At 47.8% G+C, this 15,861-nt stretch carries 18 protein-coding genes; 6 read left to right on the forward strand and 12 right to left on the reverse strand.

What is annotated here, in order from left to right; genetic code table 11:
* Positions 1 to 104: 104 nt before the first annotated feature.
* From NSU00_RS12650 to NSU00_RS12665, 4 genes are all read right to left on the reverse strand, one after another.
* Positions 105 to 620, reverse strand: coding sequence for a type 1 glutamine amidotransferase domain-containing protein (locus NSU00_RS12650; RefSeq protein ID WP_013860360.1), 516 nt, complete (start codon positions 618 to 620; stop codon positions 105 to 107).
* Positions 621 to 754: 134 nt separating this feature from the next.
* Positions 755 to 1,579, reverse strand: a complete 825-nt coding sequence (gene motB, locus NSU00_RS12655) for a flagellar motor protein MotB (RefSeq protein WP_013860361.1) — start codon at positions 1,577 to 1,579, stop codon at positions 755 to 757.
* Positions 1,572 to 2,375: a flagellar motor stator protein MotA gene (gene motA, locus NSU00_RS12660; RefSeq protein WP_013860362.1), complete on the reverse strand. Its 804-nt coding sequence runs from the start codon at positions 2,373 to 2,375 to the stop codon at positions 1,572 to 1,574. Before motA ends, motB begins: the two co-directional genes overlap by 8 nt.
* A 267-nt stretch (positions 2,376 to 2,642) precedes the next feature.
* Positions 2,643 to 3,017, reverse strand: a complete 375-nt coding sequence (locus NSU00_RS12665) for a DnaJ family domain-containing protein (protein ID WP_118497915.1) — start codon at positions 3,015 to 3,017, stop codon at positions 2,643 to 2,645.
* Positions 3,018 to 3,114: 97 nt separating this feature from the next.
* Here NSU00_RS12665 and NSU00_RS12670 point away from each other — a divergent pair, with 97 nt between their 5' ends.
* Entirely contained in the window at positions 3,115 to 3,273 is a 159-nt protein-coding gene (locus tag NSU00_RS12670; RefSeq protein ID WP_315958710.1) for a hypothetical protein, read from the forward strand.
* A 34-nt stretch (positions 3,274 to 3,307) separates the two neighbouring features.
* Here the strand turns inward: NSU00_RS12670 and NSU00_RS12675 are convergent, their stop codons facing one another.
* Complete coding sequence (locus NSU00_RS12675; protein WP_013860366.1) at positions 3,308 to 3,658, reverse strand: DUF488 domain-containing protein; 351 nt, start codon at positions 3,656 to 3,658, stop codon at positions 3,308 to 3,310.
* Between the two features lie 114 nt (positions 3,659 to 3,772).
* Here NSU00_RS12675 and NSU00_RS12680 point away from each other — a divergent pair, with 114 nt between their 5' ends.
* The 4 genes from NSU00_RS12680 (at position 3,773) to mreBH (ending at position 7,933) form a co-directional block, all read left to right on the forward strand.
* Positions 3,773 to 5,026: an MDR family MFS transporter gene (locus NSU00_RS12680; protein ID WP_013860367.1), complete on the forward strand. Its 1,254-nt coding sequence runs from the start codon at positions 3,773 to 3,775 to the stop codon at positions 5,024 to 5,026.
* 182 nt (positions 5,027 to 5,208) lie between these two features.
* Entirely contained in the window at positions 5,209 to 5,976 is a 768-nt protein-coding gene (locus NSU00_RS12685; RefSeq protein WP_340703752.1) for a TraR/DksA C4-type zinc finger protein, read from the forward strand.
* Between the two features lie 167 nt (positions 5,977 to 6,143).
* On the forward strand, positions 6,144 to 6,659 hold the full coding sequence (locus tag NSU00_RS12690; RefSeq protein WP_017553460.1) for an acyl-CoA thioesterase: 516 nt from the start codon (positions 6,144 to 6,146) through the stop codon (positions 6,657 to 6,659).
* 263 nt (positions 6,660 to 6,922) lie between these two features.
* On the forward strand, positions 6,923 to 7,933 hold the full coding sequence (gene mreBH / locus NSU00_RS12695; RefSeq protein WP_013860371.1) for a rod-share determining protein MreBH: 1,011 nt from the start codon (positions 6,923 to 6,925) through the stop codon (positions 7,931 to 7,933).
* Between the two features lie 71 nt (positions 7,934 to 8,004).
* On the opposite strand, the gene NSU00_RS12700 is transcribed toward mreBH, so the two are convergent.
* The 6 genes from NSU00_RS12700 to NSU00_RS12725 all read right to left on the reverse strand — a co-directional run bounded on the left by NSU00_RS12700 (position 8,005) and on the right by NSU00_RS12725 (position 13,563).
* The gene (locus NSU00_RS12700; RefSeq protein WP_029142371.1) at positions 8,005 to 9,519 is read right to left on the reverse strand and encodes a flotillin family protein; all 1,515 of its coding nucleotides are present in this window, start codon (positions 9,517 to 9,519) and stop codon (positions 8,005 to 8,007) included.
* Positions 9,520 to 9,531: 12 nt separating this feature from the next.
* Positions 9,532 to 10,092: a hypothetical protein gene (locus tag NSU00_RS12705; RefSeq protein ID WP_340703753.1), complete on the reverse strand. Its 561-nt coding sequence runs from the start codon at positions 10,090 to 10,092 to the stop codon at positions 9,532 to 9,534.
* A 271-nt stretch (positions 10,093 to 10,363) separates the two neighbouring features.
* Positions 10,364 to 11,494 (reverse strand): bifunctional cystathionine gamma-lyase/homocysteine desulfhydrase, encoded by a 1,131-nt coding sequence (locus tag NSU00_RS12710; RefSeq protein WP_133536734.1) that lies wholly within the window; start codon positions 11,492 to 11,494, stop codon positions 10,364 to 10,366.
* Positions 11,495 to 11,512: 18 nt separating this feature from the next.
* Positions 11,513 to 12,427, reverse strand: a complete 915-nt coding sequence (locus NSU00_RS12715; protein WP_340703754.1) for a PLP-dependent cysteine synthase family protein — start codon at positions 12,425 to 12,427, stop codon at positions 11,513 to 11,515.
* Between the two features lie 18 nt (positions 12,428 to 12,445).
* On the reverse strand, positions 12,446 to 12,916 hold the full coding sequence (locus NSU00_RS12720) for an S-ribosylhomocysteine lyase (protein WP_013860376.1): 471 nt from the start codon (positions 12,914 to 12,916) through the stop codon (positions 12,446 to 12,448).
* 5 nt (positions 12,917 to 12,921) lie between these two features.
* The gene (locus tag NSU00_RS12725; RefSeq protein WP_340703755.1) at positions 12,922 to 13,563 is read right to left on the reverse strand and encodes a class I SAM-dependent DNA methyltransferase; all 642 of its coding nucleotides are present in this window, start codon (positions 13,561 to 13,563) and stop codon (positions 12,922 to 12,924) included.
* 159 nt (positions 13,564 to 13,722) lie between these two features.
* Between NSU00_RS12725 and NSU00_RS12730 the strand changes: the two genes are divergently transcribed.
* Complete coding sequence (locus tag NSU00_RS12730; RefSeq protein WP_013860378.1) at positions 13,723 to 14,286, forward strand: beta-class carbonic anhydrase; 564 nt, start codon at positions 13,723 to 13,725, stop codon at positions 14,284 to 14,286.
* Between the two features lie 602 nt (positions 14,287 to 14,888).
* On the opposite strand, the gene NSU00_RS12735 is transcribed toward NSU00_RS12730, so the two are convergent.
* Positions 14,889 to 15,578: an N-acetylmuramoyl-L-alanine amidase family protein gene (locus tag NSU00_RS12735; RefSeq protein WP_328005021.1), complete on the reverse strand. Its 690-nt coding sequence runs from the start codon at positions 15,576 to 15,578 to the stop codon at positions 14,889 to 14,891.
* Between the last annotated feature and the right edge of the window lie 283 nt (positions 15,579 to 15,861).

A 15,861-nucleotide genomic window follows, 5' to 3' on the forward strand; every position in this document is an offset into this window, starting at 1 on the left:
CATTTTCTGTTTCCCCGCTCCATTTATCATATCCCTAATTTGCATTGTGCGCAAAGTAAAAAAACTGCTGCCCGGAAAGGGGCAGCAGTTTTTTACTTAAAAGCTCATCCGTTCAGGATTTTCAGCGATTCCCTGTTAAATGCAGGGATGTCATCCGGCGTACGGCTTGTGACAAGCTGGTTCTGGCATACGACAACTTCTTCGTCGCGGAAGTTCGCGCCGGCATATTCCATGTCAACACGGATCGATTTGTAACCTGTGGCAGCCCGGCCTTCCAATGCTTTTGCCGTAATCAAAAGCTGCGGGCCGTGGCAAATTGCAAACACCGGTTTTTTCGAATCCATAAATTGTTTTACAAATTGGACAAAGCGATCGTCGGCGCGGAGCTGGTCCGGAGAAAAGCCGCCCGGAATCAGGAGGGCATCAAAATCATCCACGCTGACATCATCGATGCCTTTGTCGATATGGATTTCGGTGCCGTGTTTCCCTTTTACCGTTTTTCCGGCTTCCATTTCAATATTGACAATTTCATGGCCGGCTTCCTTATATGCTTTCACCGGTTCGGTGTACTCAGAATCTTCCACTTCATTGGTGACAAGTACAGCGATCTTTTTAGCCAATCGAACCATCTCCTTTTCTAATCTTTGGGACGTTTATATTTTACCTCGTTTGTGCGGTTTCAAACAAACAGTTTGCTTCACGGGATCATCGAACGATTGGAAAATACGGATCCGGGACGCTTTTTTTCCCGGTTTTACCGGCCGTTTCCTTTCTCATTTTTCGGGAGAATGAGCACTTCCACCCGCCGGTTTTTTGCCCGGCCGCCTTGCGTATCATTCGATGCAATCGGATGGTATTCCCCATATCCTTTTGCCGAAAAATATTTTGGATTTAAATTTTTATTTTCTAAAATGATCTTTAGAAAATTGGTTGCGCGCATCACGCTTAAGTCCCAGTTTGATTGGAAAACAGAGTTATGGATCGGCACATTGTCCGTATGGCCGCTGACGATAATGCTTCTTGGCGGGTCCATCACGAGCAAATTGGAAAGGGCTTTGGCAGTTTTGATATCTTCTTTCCGGACCTCCGCTTTTCCCGAATCAAACAGGACATTGTCGCGGATCGTAATCAAAAGCCCTTCGCCTGTCAAAGACGTTTTAAACTTTCCTTCCAATTTATTGTGCGCTATGTACGTGTTGATTCTTTGCTGGGTTTCTTTTAATTGGGCATCCCCTTGCCCATTTGATGTATCTGTTGTGCTGTTGCTTTTTGAACCATTCGTTGTGCTGTCCCCGTTTTTTTGTGCATCATTTTTCTTTTGCTCGAGAAATTTTTCTGTGTCGGATGTGCCGTTATCATCCCCGGATGTCTGCTTCGTATAATCGAAAAAGCTCGTCCCGCCGACAAACACGCCGTTTAAGACTTTAGAAAATTTTTGGAATTTCTGGGCGTCGATGGAACTCATTGCGAACAGGACGATAAACAGGGCAAGGAGCAATGTTAAAAGGTCGGAATAAGGCAGGAGCCATGCCTCGCTGTTTCCCTCTTCTTCTTGTCTTTTCTTCCGCTTTTTACTCATTTGTTGCCACGCTGCCTTCTGTAATCTCTTCCATCAGTTTGATCCGTTCTTCATTCGGCAAATAAGACGCCAGTTTCTGTTCGATCACGCGCGGGGATTCGCCTGCCAGGATGGAGAGAATCCCTTCCAGCATAATTTCCTTGTTTTTTGCTTCGTTTTTGGACTTCCGTTTTAATTTATTGGCAAACGGATGCCACAATACGTAGCCGGTAAAAATCCCGAGCAATGTGGCCACGAATGCGGCAGAAATGGCATGCCCGAGCACTTCTGTATCCGACATATTTCCGAGAGCGGCGATCAGCCCCAATACGGCACCGAGCACCCCGAGTGTCGGGGCATATGTGCCCGCCTGGGAAAAAATGGCAGCCCCCATCTGATGCCTTTCTTCCATTGCCTCGATCTCTTCGCTCAGCACATCGCGGATATATTCGGCACTCTGCCCGTCAATCGCAAGGCTCAGGCCGTTTTTCAAAAAAGCGTCATCGACCTCGTCCAGCCTTGCTTCAAGTGCCAGCAGCCCTTCTCTCCGGGCGGTCTGGGCCCAGTCGGAAAAAAAGCGGATCATTTCTTCCGTGCTCATCAGTTGTTGTTCCGTAAATATAATCTTCAACAGTTTCGGAATTTTTTTCAATTCACTCATTGGGAAACCGATAATGACGGTCGCAGCCGTTCCCGCCAGTATAATTAAAAGGGCAGCCGGGTTAACGAGGACAGCCGGGCTTACCCCTTTTAACACCATCCCGGTACCAATTGCCGCAACACCCAGAATTACGCCGATAATTGATGATTTATCCATTTTTTTCACCTGAATATCATAATGTCTTCTTTCATTATATCGGATGGATGGCGGCAATTTGTAGTAAAAAAAGCGGGAAAATATGATGCGGTTTTTAAACGCCCGGTGAAAGGGGCAGCCGGTTTCCGTTCCCCTGGATTTAGTAAGCGATTACAAATTAACGGCGCACTGTAACGCTCCAGAACGCCACCAAACCTGCTTTTTAAACGGGCTTCCCGCTTCTTGCGCAGAAACCGGCCCCACTTCCGGTTCTGTTCGCGGCGTCCCTTAATCAAACAGCCTTTTTTCAATTTTATCCTGGTAATTTTTAAACATGGCGCTGTTTGTTTTGATCCGTTTTTTGGAAAGCATTTGGTTGTACGCCAGCAGCTTCTCGCTCAGTTTCTTTTGCAAGCCTTCTTTTTCCATTTCATTTTCGGACTGCTTGATTAAATCTTCAATGGAAAGCAGTTCTTTCTTTAAATTGGCTTCTTCCGGGGAAAAACCGGCGTTCTGCAAAATCCGGTAAGCCATCCGCAAATCTTCCGGCACGCCGGAAAGCGGGTCTTTCGGGAGCGGCTTTCCGTATCCCGGCAGATTTTCAAATTGCCCTTCTTCATACGCTCTCCGGATTTTCTCCTCTGTCATTCTCATCAAATCCAAAGGTCGGCACCCCTTTCGCTTTTTTACCATTATACCGCATGCGGGTACACATTTCCTTCTGTTTAAGGGACGCTATAGGCAGGAAGGGGGAACAAGGATGGGACGCGGAGAAATGTTTGGCCACAAAAGAATAGGCCACCCGGGCCGTTTTCCGAAAGACCAGATGGCCGGTGAAAAGCAGCATAAAGACAGCAACTATGACGACGAGCAAACATTTCCGCACGAAGCGTTTAAAAACCGCATGCACAACCCGTAATAACAGGCGCCGCAGCGTATGCGGCGCCTTTCGATTATGACCGTTCTTCGAGATATTCTTTTAACACCACCGCCTGGTTGTGCTTTTCGTCTTTTGCCGCGTAGAGCAATGTAACCGTTCCAGCCTTTCCCCATTCGATCAGCCGGTCCAGTTCCGTTCTGTCTTCCAGCCGGTCCAGCTCTTCCTTATAAAGCGCGGCAAATTCAGCAAAAAAAGCCGGATTATGGTTAAATTTTTTCCTGAGGGAAGCCGTCGGCGCAACTGTCTTCATCCAGGCATCGAGTGCCGCTTTTTCTTTTGATATGCCGCGCGGCCAGAGGCGGTCGACCAGCACACGTTTGCCGTCCCCGCCGGGCTCTTCATAAATTCGTTTTATCCGGTACATCTGGCAATCCCCCTTTCAATGCCTTGCCCGGTCCTGTAACTTTCTTCATTGTTTTCCCCGCTTTTTCTGGTATCATAGGGTTGATACCAATTCTGGACAGATGAGGAAATTTTTATGAGAATACGTGACTGGGATCAAAATTTAAAAGTCCGCCTGCTTGGGGAATCCTTGATGAATATCACCTTTTGGATGTTTTTCCCCTTTCTGACCATTTATTTCACCGAGGCGTTTGGGGCCGGGCTTGCGGGTGTCCTGCTGATTGCCTCACAAGTTTTTTCCGTCATTGCCAATTTGCTCGGAGGATACTACGCCGACCGCTTTGGCAGAAAGAAAATGATGGTCGTGGCCTCAATCGGGCAGGGCGTGTCTTTTTTCATTTTCGGATTTGCCAATTCGCCATGGTTCCATTCCGCCGTGACAGCTTTTATTTGCTTTACGGCTGCCGGCGTTTTCGGTTCTTTTTATTATCCGGCAAGCCAGGCAATGATTGCCGATGTTGTGGATGAGAAAAACCGGAGTCATGTGTTTGCCGTTTTTTATACATCTATGAACATTTCCGTCGTCATCGGCCCGGCAATCGGCGGGATATTTTTTGCGGATTACCGTTTTGAACTGCTTGTTTTTGCCGCTCTTTCCTGTTTTCTGCTTGGCGCACTGCTCGTCAAATATACGCGCGAAACAGCACCGCTTTGGGCAGGCGGGCAGCAGCGCGTCCGTAAAAAATGGTACAGTACGCTGATGGAACAGGCCAAGAGCTACCAGGTGATTGTCAAAGATAAAATATTTATGTTGTTTATTTTTGCCGGAATCCTGATTTCCCAAACGTATATGCAGCTTGATTTAATTTTGCCGGTATTTACGAAGCAGGCCATTCCTGAAGCAGATTTGCTCCATCTGCTCCACTTTACCGGCGAGCAGCTGTACGGTTTTATTTTATCCGAAAACGGGCTGATTGTCGCGCTTTTTTCAGTAGCGGCGACGAAATGGGTGACGAGGTACCGGGAGCGGAATGTGTTTGTCCTCTCCTCCCTCCTGTATGCCGTTTCGATTTATTTGTTCGGCGTCTGGATTTCAAGCATCGGCTTTATTTTCTCGATTCTTTTGTTCTCGCTTGGCGAACTGATTGTGACCGGAATCCAGCAGGACTTTGTTTCGAAGCTTTCCCCTCCTGAAATGCGCGCGCAATATTTTGCCGCCGCAAGCTTGCGCAATACAATCGGGCGCACGATTGCCCCTGTTTCCATCCCGCTTGCCGGTTGGATCGGCTATAAATGGACGTTTTCCATCCTGGCCGTGCTTGCGGTAATGAGCGCGGGGATGTATGTGCTGATGTTCCGACAGTATGAAAAGAAACGCCTGTCTGCTTGAAAACGGCATGATCGATGCACAATAGGCTAAAAAAGTCTGTCTGTTTAAACGGGCAGACTTTTTTTCATGAACAGCAGTGTTTTGATCCATACTAGTCTTAGAAAAGTTTGCGGGCTTTTCCCGGTGGTAAATAGACTCTAAAACGATTGAACCCATCTTTTTTAAAGAAAGAAGTGGTGAATATGCTGACAAAAGAACAACTGGCGCATTTCCGTTCCATTTTAACCGCGCAGCTGAAGGAATTTGAAGAAGAATTCGGGGAAAACGGCCATTTCCAAACGGGAACGGCACCTCCTTACGATTCTGTCGGGGAACTGTCCAGTTACGATAATCATCCCGCCGATACCGGTACTGAACTGTTTGAGCGTGAAAAAGATATTGCCTTAAATGACCATGCTGAATATGAAATCGAAAAAATCAAAGCGGCCCTCAAAGCCATTGAGGACGGCACTTACGGAAGATGCAAAGAATGCGGCAATGAGATCCCGCTTGAGCGGCTTGAAACCCTTCCGTCCACGCTGTACTGCAAAGAGCACACCCCGGACCGGACCATTCCAAGACACCGCCCGGTTGAAGAAGACGTGCTGAATCCACCGTGGGGAAAATTCGTTTTTGATGGAGGCAAAGATGGATCGGTCGCTTTTGACGCGGAAGACGCCTGGCAGGCTGTCGCAAAATGGGGCACATCCGAGTCCCCTTCCGATTTTGAAACCCCGCCGGACAGTTACAATGATATGTATACGGAATCGGATGACCATGACGGCTATGTGGAAGATTTCGAAAACTTTTCCGGCAATGACATCAACGGGAAAAACGTGGAAATCTATCCAAATGAGGAATACAAAGAATACGAAGAAGAATTGGATGAAACCTGTACGATGACGCCGTTCGGGGATCTGCCCCGAAACGAAAAAGATCCTTATGTGGAAGACGAGAAAAAAAAGAAATGAGCATGCAAAAATCAGGTTAAGGTGCCGGGCCTGATTTTTCTTTTGAAAAAATTCCGGATGAAAGCCTTTTTTCGTTCGTATATGCCGACTGATTTTGCTATAATTTTTATATGGTAAAAGGAAATTTGAATCGCGTTTGACAGCGCCGACATATTGGAGTGAGACTTTTGGAAGACAGACCGAAGAAATACATGCGGGAAACCCGGACAGTAAAGACCAGTTATGTTTTTCCGCCGGACACAAACCATCTTGGCACACTGTTCGGAGGAAAGCTGATGGCGTATATTGATGATACTGCATCGATCGCCGCGGCCAAATTGGCAAGATGCACCGTTGTCACGGCTTCGACCGACTCCGTTGATTTTATCGCACCGATCCGCGTCGGAAACGTCGTTACAGTAGAAGCCATGGTCAGCCGGACAGGGCGGACATCGATGGAAGTATTTGTAAAGGTCAGTGCGGAAGATTTGAAAACAGAAGAGACAAAAATTGCCGCCATTTCTTTTTTGACCTTTGTCGCACTGGATGAGGATGGAAAACCTACACCGGTGCCGGAAATCATCCCGGAAACCGATGAGGAACGATGGTTAAACCAAACGGCCATCCAGCGCGCCGAACAGCGGGTGCTGCGAAAACAACAAAGTGAAGAATTGGCACGCTATTTGTCAAAAATGCCGCTGTGATTCTTGTTTAGAAAAAATTCCTTTTGAAACAAAAAGGAATTTTTTCCTGTCCTCCATTGTGAATAAAATTACAAAAAGATTAAATTTGGGGTGCCGGCTGAAGCTGTTTTTCGCATATTTTATGGACTTGCCGCGATCATATTTTTGTAACATAAGAGAATGGAAGAAAATGTAACCTTTCAGAACGAACAAAAAAAGCTATACTAAATGGGAGAGACTACAGTTAATCCGAGCGAAAAGACGATGAAGGTTAGGTGACATGCATGTTTTCAGGGAATGAAATTGGGATCGATCTAGGAACTGCAAATGTTTTAGTATATTCGAAAAAAGAAGGCGTTATTTTAGACGAGCCGTCCGTTGTGGCGATTGACCATTCGACAAGGCAGGTGCTCGCTTTCGGGCAGGAAGCCAAAGCGATGATCGGAAAAACACCTGAAAAAATTACTGTCATCCGCCCTTTAAAAGGCGGGGTAATCGCTGATTTCGATATGACAACAGAAATGCTGAAACAAATTATGAAAAAAATCAATCAGCAAAGCGGCATCTCGATCCGCAAACCGAACGTCGTAGTATGCGTCCCATCAGGCGCAACATCGGTTGAACGGCGGGCCATTGAAGATGTCGTCAAAAACAGTGGGGCAAAAACCGTCCATTTGATTGAAGAACCGGTTGCTGCCGCTATTGGTGCCGATCTTCCCGTGGACGAGCCGATCGCCAACGTGATTGTCGATATCGGCGGCGGCACTACGGAAGTCGCCATTATTTCCTTCGGCGGCGTCGTGACGTATAACACGATCCGCATCGGCGGCGATAAAATGGACGATGATATTATGCAGCATGTCAGAAAAACGTATAATCTGCTGATCGGCGAGCGGACAGCGGAAAAAATTAAAATGGAAATCGGGCATGCCCTTGTCGACCATCCGGAACAAACGCTGGATGTCCGCGGGCGCGATCTCGTGACAGGGCTGCCGCGAACCATCACCTTAAGTTCGTTGGAAATTCAGGCTTCGCTCCGCGATTCTCTGCTCCAAATTTTGGAAACGGTCCGGGCTACACTGGAAGACTGCCCGGCAGAGTTAAGCGGCGATATTGTGGACCGCGGGATTGTTTTAACAGGGGGAGGCGCCCTCCTTCAAGGCATGCAGGAATGGCTGAGCAATGAAATTTCCGTGCCTGTCCATCTCGCGCCAAACCCGCTGCAATCCGTCGTAGTCGGCGCAGGCCGCTCCCTCCAGTTCATCCATAAAATGACTGCGGGGGCCGGAAAATAACCGGACACATTTGTTTTTCTAAAGAAACGGCGTGCTTTTGCCTTTTAATTTGGCAGAAACACGCCGTTTTTTCACCCTTTTGTGCTTTGTTCCAAAGCTGCCGGTTCCGGTTCAGCTGTTTGTTGCAGTTTGATCCCGGAAAGGCCTTCCAGCATTTCCCGGACATCAATGCCGCTTGACGCTTTCAAAGTTTCCTGTAAGGTCGACATCAAATCGGTTGCATAGCCGGTGATCTTATTTGCACCGCCGTTTGCGCCGCTTCCGGTATCGACAACGGTGATTTGGTCAATATTGGAAAGCGGGGCCGCTACTTGTTTCGCATATTCAGGCAGCACTTTCAAAATCATATCGAGCACAGCCGCCTGGCCGAACTGTTCGTATGCTTCCGCAATTTTTCGTTTTGTTTCCGCTTCGGCCAGCCCTTTGAGACGGATGACTTCGGCTTCCGATTCCCCTTGGGCGCGCTGGGCATCGGCTTTAGCCGTACCATCAATGCGGACGCGTTCCCCTTCCGCTTTCGCCATCGCTTCCACCCGGTATTTGTGGGCGTCGGCTTCTGCCATTTGTTTCGTTTTTTCTGCAACGGCGGCCTGCTCAACCGAATAACGGTCTGCATCCGCTTTTTTCTTGACTTCGGAGTCGTATTGTCGTTCACGCCGCAAAATTTCTTTTTCTTCGAGCTCGATTTGTTTTTGCCGCTCGATGATCTTGATTTCCATTTCCTGTGCGGTGACTTCCTGTTTCGACCGGGCCGTTTCCAAATCGTATGCCTGGTCGGCTTTTGCCCTTGCGATATCCTGTTCGCGGCGGAACTCGGCAATTTTCAACTGGTTGAACTTCTCGGCTTCCGCAATTTCCGTTGCCCGTTCCAGTTCTGCACGTTTTGCTTCTTTTAATGCTTCCGCTTTCCGGATTCTCGTTTCTTTTTCGGCTTCTGCCGTGGCAATATCCGCATCGCGTTTGACCTGTGCAATTCGCGGTTTCCCGAGCGCATCAAGGTAGCCGTTTTTATCCTTCACTTCTTTAATCGTAAACGACACGATGATAAGCCCCATTTTTGCCAGATCCTGTGAGGCAACGCGCTGGACTTCCTGTGAAAACTTATCACGGTTTTTATAAATTTCTTCAACCGTCATCGAACCGAGAATCGAGCGCAAATGGCCTTCCAGCACTTCCCGCGCTTCATTTTCGCGATCCTCTTTTGATTTCCCGAGAAATTGTTCGGCCGCTGTCGCAATTTCGCCGATCGACCCGCCGATTTTAATAATGGCAATTCCGTCTGCCATTACCGGGACGCCTTGTTCGGTGTAGACTTCCGGGGTGGTCACTTCCAGCTTGCTCGATAATAAGCTGAGCGGTTTTGCCTGCTGGAATACCGGAAACACAAATGTACCGCCGCCACGAATAATTTTAATTTTATTTCCGGCTTCGTCGACATGGACATTTCTACCGCCAAGAAAACTCCCTGTTACAATCAATGCTTCATCCGGCCCTGCTGTACGATATTTTGTAATAAAAACGCCGATAAGGGCAATCACCAAAAATACAACAACACCGATGACAATCCAAATTCCGCTCGCAAACATGCGGATCCCTCCTTATAATTGTCTAAAGTTTTCAATTTTCAAACGATAATTCTCATAGGGCACAACATATAACACGCCATTTTTCACTTCAATCACCAACACCTGCGTCCCTTCTTTAATTTCCTCATCCTGTATGCTGGCTGCCGGCTTGGAGATCGTTCCTGTTTTGCTGTCAATCACCACTTCACCAAAACCGGCTTTCGGAATCGAAAGAATCGTTTTCCCGACCCTTCCTTTCAGGGATTCTTCCGTATAAGCAAGCGATTCCTCAGCCGAAGACAGCGGGACAAGCACAAACACATTGAGCAGGATATCAAGAATCACCGCGATCACAGCAGAAATGGCCATGATCAGCAGGTGGGAAAGCGGTGTCACCTTTTCCAAAATATACCCGCCTGCCGAGAAAAAAGTAAAAAATGCCAAAATCAGGGCTGGATGGATAAAATGGATGGCGTCTGCAATTCCGCCGAGCAAGTCATTGAACAACAGGTAAAGCACCGTCAGGCATCCCGCGACAATCAGCAAAGCCAAATACGCCATCTCTATCGGCACACCGAACACTTCCATAAACATTCCACCCCTTCCTTGATTGGGATTTTCTTTCAGATGATGCCGGCCATAATTGCTTACTAATCATTACGTTTAAAAATGGTTTAAGTTTCGTAAAAGAGGAAATTTTTTTAAACTGTGGAGCTGCCGCTGCGGATTCGCACGATGGTGATGTTTTACAGCAGGCAAAAGTATGGTGAACATTCCAGACCAGGCGGCAGGAAACAGAGCGGCAATATTCCGCCATTGATACCGTTACAAAAAGCCTGCTCCCCCATGAGAGCAGGCTGACTTTTTACCTTAGCGCGTTTTCCAGATCTTCCAACAAATCTTCGACGTCTTCAATGCCGACTGAGATGCGGATAAGCCCGTCTTCGATGCCAAGTTCGAGACGGCGTTCACGCGGAATGGATGCATGCGTCATAAGCGGCGGGAGCGAGATCAGGCTTTCCACCGCGCCGAGGCTTTCTGCCAAAGTAAAGTAACGCGTTTTTTTCAATATTTCAAGGGCTTTTTCCTGGGATGCCACTGTAAAAGAGGCCATGCCGCCGAATCCACCGGCCTGGGAACTGTGCACTTTATGCCCGGGATGATGTATAAGCCCCGGATAGTATACCTTTTCAACGGCAGGATGTGCGGCAAGAAAATCAACAATTTGCTTTGTGTTGGATTCAATTTCTTCCATGCGTATGCCGAGTGTTTTAATGCCGCGGATCAACAGCCAGCTGTCCTGCGGCCCGAGAATGCCGCCGGTTGAGTTTTGGATAAAATGCAAGTCTTCTGCAAGCGCCTCGTTCCGCACGGCAACAAGGCCTGCGACCACATCGCTGTGCCCGCCGAGATACTTCGTCGCGCTGTGCACGACGATATCCGCCCCTAAAGTGAGCGGATTTTGCCAATACGGGGTGCTGAATGTGTTGTCCACGATAAATGTCAGGCCGTTTTCACGGGCCACACCGGCAATGGCCCGCAAGTCTGTTATTTTCAGCAGCGGGTTCGTCGGCGTCTCCACGTAGATGGCTTTTGTATTCGGGCGGATCGAGGCACGGACCGTATCCAGATCGCTCGTGTCCACAAAAGTCACATCGATATGGAAACGGTTCATCACTTTTGTTAAAACGCGGAAAGTCCCGCCGTATACATCATCGGTTGCCAAAATATGGTCGCCGGCTGAAAACAGCTGGATCACCGCTGTAATCGCGGCCATCCCGGATGCAAATGCAAAACCGTGTGTGCCTTCTTCGATATCTGCAATCAGTTTTTCTAACGCTTCACGCGTCGGATTGCCGGTGCGTGCGTATTCATATTTAAAATGGCCGACACCGTCCTGCTTGAATGTGCTCGCATGATGGACGGGCACTGAAACTGCGCCTGTAAATGGATCACGGCTGATGCCTGCATGAATGAATTTTGTTTTTTTACGCATGACACAAACTCCTTCTCATCAAGAATAAATGCTGCAGCTGAGATACCGTTCGCTGCTGTCCGGAAAAATGGTGACAATATGCGTGCCCGGTTTTGCCTGCTTTGCTTCGCGCAGGCTCGCCTCCAGCGCAGCACCTGAGGAACTGCCGATCAAAAGGCCTTCAAGCCGGGCCGCTTCCGCAAGCCGTTTAAAAGCCGCATCGTCCGGAATCGTATGGATGGCATCAAAAAATGTGCGGTCCATAAAAGGCGGCAAAAATTCCATGCCGATCCCTTCCGTACGGTGGCTGCGCGGCTCGCCCCCGTTTAAAATCGAGCCTTCTGGTTCCACTATGGCCGCCTTCAAGGCCGGATTTTTCTCTTTTAAATAGCGGGCTGTCCCCATAAACGTTCCCCCGGAACCGGCGCCTGCGACAAAAACATCGACATGCCCATCAAGTGCTTCCCAAATTTCAGGCCCAAGCGTCTTATAATACGTTTCCGGATTGGACGGGTTTTCAAACTGTCCCGGGAAATACGCATTTGGTGTTTCAGCAGTTAGTTGTTTTGCTTCCGCAATCGCGCCTTCCATGCCAAGCGCGGTCGGCGTGTTCACAACTTCAGCCCCGAGCGCCCGCATCAGCGTCTGTTTCTCCACGCTGAATTTTTCCGGCACAACAAAAACAGCATGCACGCCGTAACGGATCGCAGCAAGCGCAAGCCCGATGCCCGTGTTGCCGGCCGTCGGTTCTATGATCGTCCCGCCGCGTTTCAGCCTGCCTTCCTGAAACGCGCGCTCTATTAAATAAGCGCCGAGCCGGTCTTTCACGCTGCCGCCCGGGTTAAAATATTCCAGCTTTGCAAACAGGCGCACGCCTTTTGGCAGATCAAATGCGGTTAATTCAACCAATGGCGTGTTGCCGATCAGTTCGTGTACGCTTTTCGCAACCTTCATTTCACTCGTCTCCTGTTATCAGGCAAATACTTGTGTCCACTCATCGCGTTTTGCTAGCATTTTCCGGGCAATTTCTTTTGCGCCTTCCAAAGAATGGCTTGCCGCCCAGCCGCACTGCGTTTCATTGCAGGCCGGCACTTCCGTGGCATTCAATACATCGCTTAATGTTTTTTCAATGATGCCAAGCACCTCGTTATCATCATCCAAATTGATAACGGAAAAATAAAAACCGGTCTGGCAACCCATTGGACTGATGTCGACAATTTTATCCGTGTAATTGCGGGCGAATTCCGCCATCATATGCTCGAGCGAGTGGAGCCCCGGCATATCCATATGTTCCTTGTTTGGCTGGCAAAAACGGATATCGTATTTGCGGATGACATCGCCGTGAATCCCTTCTTTTATTCCTGCAAGGCGGACATATGGCGCTTTGACTTTTGTATGGTCCAAATTAAAGCTTTCTACGTTCATTTTTTTCATCTCTGTCATGATGATCATGCTCCTTTCATTTTTGCATCCATTAGCCACACAAACCGGTTCATCTTCCGGAAAGAGACATCAAAACCATTTTCCTCAAAGATGGAAGATAAAACGGGAATGGTGGTGTAATATTCCGTTTCAAGATCTTCCGCAAGCCGGCAGAATCCTCTCTCTTTGGCTTCCCTGATCATCTCCTGTTTTGCTTCTTCCGTCTCAAAAACCGTATCGGCGAACACGATTTTGCCGCCCGCCTTTAACCGGGTGCGGAAAAGGGAAATGGCGGCCCTTTTTTCTTCGTTTGTCAAATGGTGGAACGCATAAGTGCTGGCAAATGTATCCGCCTTTTCCTGCACATGAAAATTCAAAAAATCCCCGTCTATTATTTTAACATCCGGATGCTTTTTTTGAGCGATTTTTCTCATATTGGCAGAAGGTTCTATCCCGATTATCTTCATCCCTTTCTCCAAAAGCTTGCCCGTCAAATTGCCTGTTCCCGGGCCGAATTCAACAACAAAACCGGTTGCCCGGTCTCTGACGGCATCCAAAATTTTATCGTATTGATAGAATACTTCTTCGTATTCGGCATCATGTCCGGTAACGGTTTGATCATAGGAGCGGGACCATTCATCGAACAGCGCATCAAACTCCCTTCCCAATCAAATCCCCCATTTCCCATAAAATAACTCTGAATTAAATGTAGCACGCCCCTTGTTTTTTCGCAAACAAAAATGTGAAGGATTTATTCCCATTTTTAACGTGTATACTTTTATTTCCTGCCATTGTATTTTAAAATATGCTTAAAGGAGTGAGATGTGATGACATTGTTAGATGAAGTACTTGCATTTAACCAGGAATTTGTGGAGAAAAAAGCGTATGAGCCTTACCTGACTTCCAAATTCCCCGACAAACGGATGGTGATTTTCACATGTATGGACACGAGGATCATTGAATTGTTACATAAAGCAATGAATATTCAAAACGGAGACGCGAAAATCGTAAAAAATGCAGGCGCCATTTTAACGAGCCCGTTCGACAGCACGATGCGGAGCCTGCTTGTCGCCATCTATCAGCTGAAGGCGGATGAAGTGTTTGTGATCGGCCACTATGACTGCGGCATGACCGGGTTAAAAGGCGAAACCGTCCTTGAAAATATGAAAAAACGCGGAGTTGAAGAAAATGCGATTGAAACACTCGTTCATGCGGGGATTGACCTCGACGAATGGCTGAGCGGTTTCGAAAAGGTCGAAAGCAGCGTGAAAAAGAGTGTCGGCATCATTAAAAACCACCCGCTGATGGACAAAAAAGTGCCGGTCCACGGGCTTGTCATTGACCCGGAAACCGGGAAGCTTGATCTGATCGTAAACGGCTACGAAAATTAAAACCGGTTTAATCCGGGCGTACGGGGTTCTCCTCTTTTTTTTAACCGAAACTTCATGAAATGATGATGTTGCTTTCATTGTTTTTTAGGGTCACTGGTTTACAATCAATCATGTAGCGAGGACAGCAGAGCAGGAAGCATGCTGGACAAATACCCACTGTTTTACCCCCTCTTTTTATGTCGGCCTGTGTGCCGTCTTTTTTTTGAGCAAAAATTTAAGGGAATTTTAAGAGTGGAGATCGGATAATAGCGTGTAGGAAAAATTATTATGAAACAGCTCCACCGCAAGCACGGGACCAGGTGTCAATCAGCAGTGAAGCCTACGAGCGGTATAACTGGCCATTTGCAGATTCAGGCACCGGTAATGCGTTTGGGGTTTTATGGCGGCAGACAGGATGGCGGAGGGCGATTAAAAGCACAAACCCGTTGCCGCTCTTCCCAATAACCCGAGCCCCGGACTTGACCAGCGGCAAAGCCTATGAACAGAATAACCGGCCATTTGCAGATTCAGGCACCGGTGATCCGGTGACCACCATATGGCTTTTACGGCGGAGGATGAATGGGGCTTCAGATGAAAAAAACGGGTAAAGGCCGCTTGTACGGCTACTTTACCCGTAATCTTTCCCCCACACGGATGGTATAATCATCATCCAGATTATTCCATTTTTTAATTTCTTTGATGGTTGAGCCGTATGCTTTGCTTAAAGCGTATACGGTATCCCCCTTAACGACTTTGTGATACGTTGCACCGCTTTTCTTTTTGAGCCCGAAAGCTTTTGCCAGCCCATTGACATGCCCCTGCGCCACATCCTCAATCCAGCTGCTTTGCTTCATTTTTTTCGCATCACTTGCCGTGTCAATAAAGCCGTTTTCAGTAAGGAGCGCAGGCATGATTGATTCCCTGAGCACATGAAAATCGGCCGTTTTTCTGCCCCTGTCTTTTAAATCATTCAGCTTCAGCACTTCCTGGTGGATGGTTTTCTGGTAGGTTTCTGTCGTGATGCCGGCTTCGGGATAAATATAGCTCTCAAAACCCGTTCCATTTCCTGAATTGATATGAATGGAAAGAAAAAAAGTGGCGCCCCAGCTGTTGGCGGCATCCGTCCGTTCTTTCAATGACACAAATTTGTCCGTCGTCCGCGACATTTTCACTGAAACATTTCGGTAATGGTTTGTTAGAATGTCGTGAATCTGTTTGGCAATCGCCAAAGTGATGTCTTTTTCCTCCATCCCGTTTCCCACAGCACCTGGGTCTTTTCCGCCATGCCCCGGATCAAGAAACAGTTTAAACAAATGCTTCACCCCTTTTCAATCATGCTCAATTTCTACATATCTTTTTTAAAGAGAAACGGTTACTTTCCCGCCCTGTTTTTTTTGCACAAATGGAAACCATCCGTTTTGCCGGCAGCAGGGAAAATTCCCCAATAACCTGGCAAAGCTAAGTGGGACAGATGCAAATGACAAGGGGTCGGATTATCGCATGGAAAATGAAGAACCTGGCCTGTTGCCTCGCACAATTGAACCTATCTTTACAATATCATATGTAAAGCATGTTTCATGTGTGACAGTATTGTCC

The sequence above is a fragment of the Weizmannia sp. FSL W8-0401 genome (assembly GCF_038009125.1).
Lineage (GTDB): Bacteria > Bacillota > Bacilli > Bacillales > Bacillaceae_C > Weizmannia > Weizmannia coagulans.

Excerpts from the sequence above, each read along its gene's own strand:
- motB (WP_013860361.1), bottom strand. The coding sequence starts at position 1,579 with ATGAGTAAAAAGCGGAAGAAAAGACAAGAAGAAGAGGGAAACAGCGAG.
- motA (WP_013860362.1), bottom strand. The coding sequence starts at position 2,375 with ATGGATAAATCATCAATTATCGGCGTAATTCTGGGTGTTGCGGCAATT.
- NSU00_RS12670 (WP_315958710.1), top strand. The coding sequence starts at position 3,115 with ATGGGACGCGGAGAAATGTTTGGCCACAAAAGAATAGGCCACCCGGGC.
- NSU00_RS12675 (WP_013860366.1), bottom strand. The coding sequence starts at position 3,658 with ATGTACCGGATAAAACGAATTTATGAAGAGCCCGGCGGGGACGGCAAA.
- NSU00_RS12680 (WP_013860367.1), top strand. The coding sequence starts at position 3,773 with ATGAGAATACGTGACTGGGATCAAAATTTAAAAGTCCGCCTGCTTGGG.
- NSU00_RS12685 (WP_340703752.1), top strand. The coding sequence starts at position 5,209 with ATGCTGACAAAAGAACAACTGGCGCATTTCCGTTCCATTTTAACCGCG.
- mreBH (WP_013860371.1), top strand. The coding sequence starts at position 6,923 with ATGTTTTCAGGGAATGAAATTGGGATCGATCTAGGAACTGCAAATGTT.
- NSU00_RS12700 (WP_029142371.1), bottom strand. The coding sequence starts at position 9,519 with ATGTTTGCGAGCGGAATTTGGATTGTCATCGGTGTTGTTGTATTTTTG.
- NSU00_RS12705 (WP_340703753.1), bottom strand. The coding sequence starts at position 10,092 with ATGTTTATGGAAGTGTTCGGTGTGCCGATAGAGATGGCGTATTTGGCT.
- NSU00_RS12710 (WP_133536734.1), bottom strand. The coding sequence starts at position 11,494 with ATGCGTAAAAAAACAAAATTCATTCATGCAGGCATCAGCCGTGATCCA.
- NSU00_RS12715 (WP_340703754.1), bottom strand. The coding sequence starts at position 12,427 with ATGAAGGTTGCGAAAAGCGTACACGAACTGATCGGCAACACGCCATTG.
- NSU00_RS12720 (WP_013860376.1), bottom strand. The coding sequence starts at position 12,916 with ATGACAGAGATGAAAAAAATGAACGTAGAAAGCTTTAATTTGGACCAT.
- NSU00_RS12730 (WP_013860378.1), top strand. The coding sequence starts at position 13,723 with ATGACATTGTTAGATGAAGTACTTGCATTTAACCAGGAATTTGTGGAG.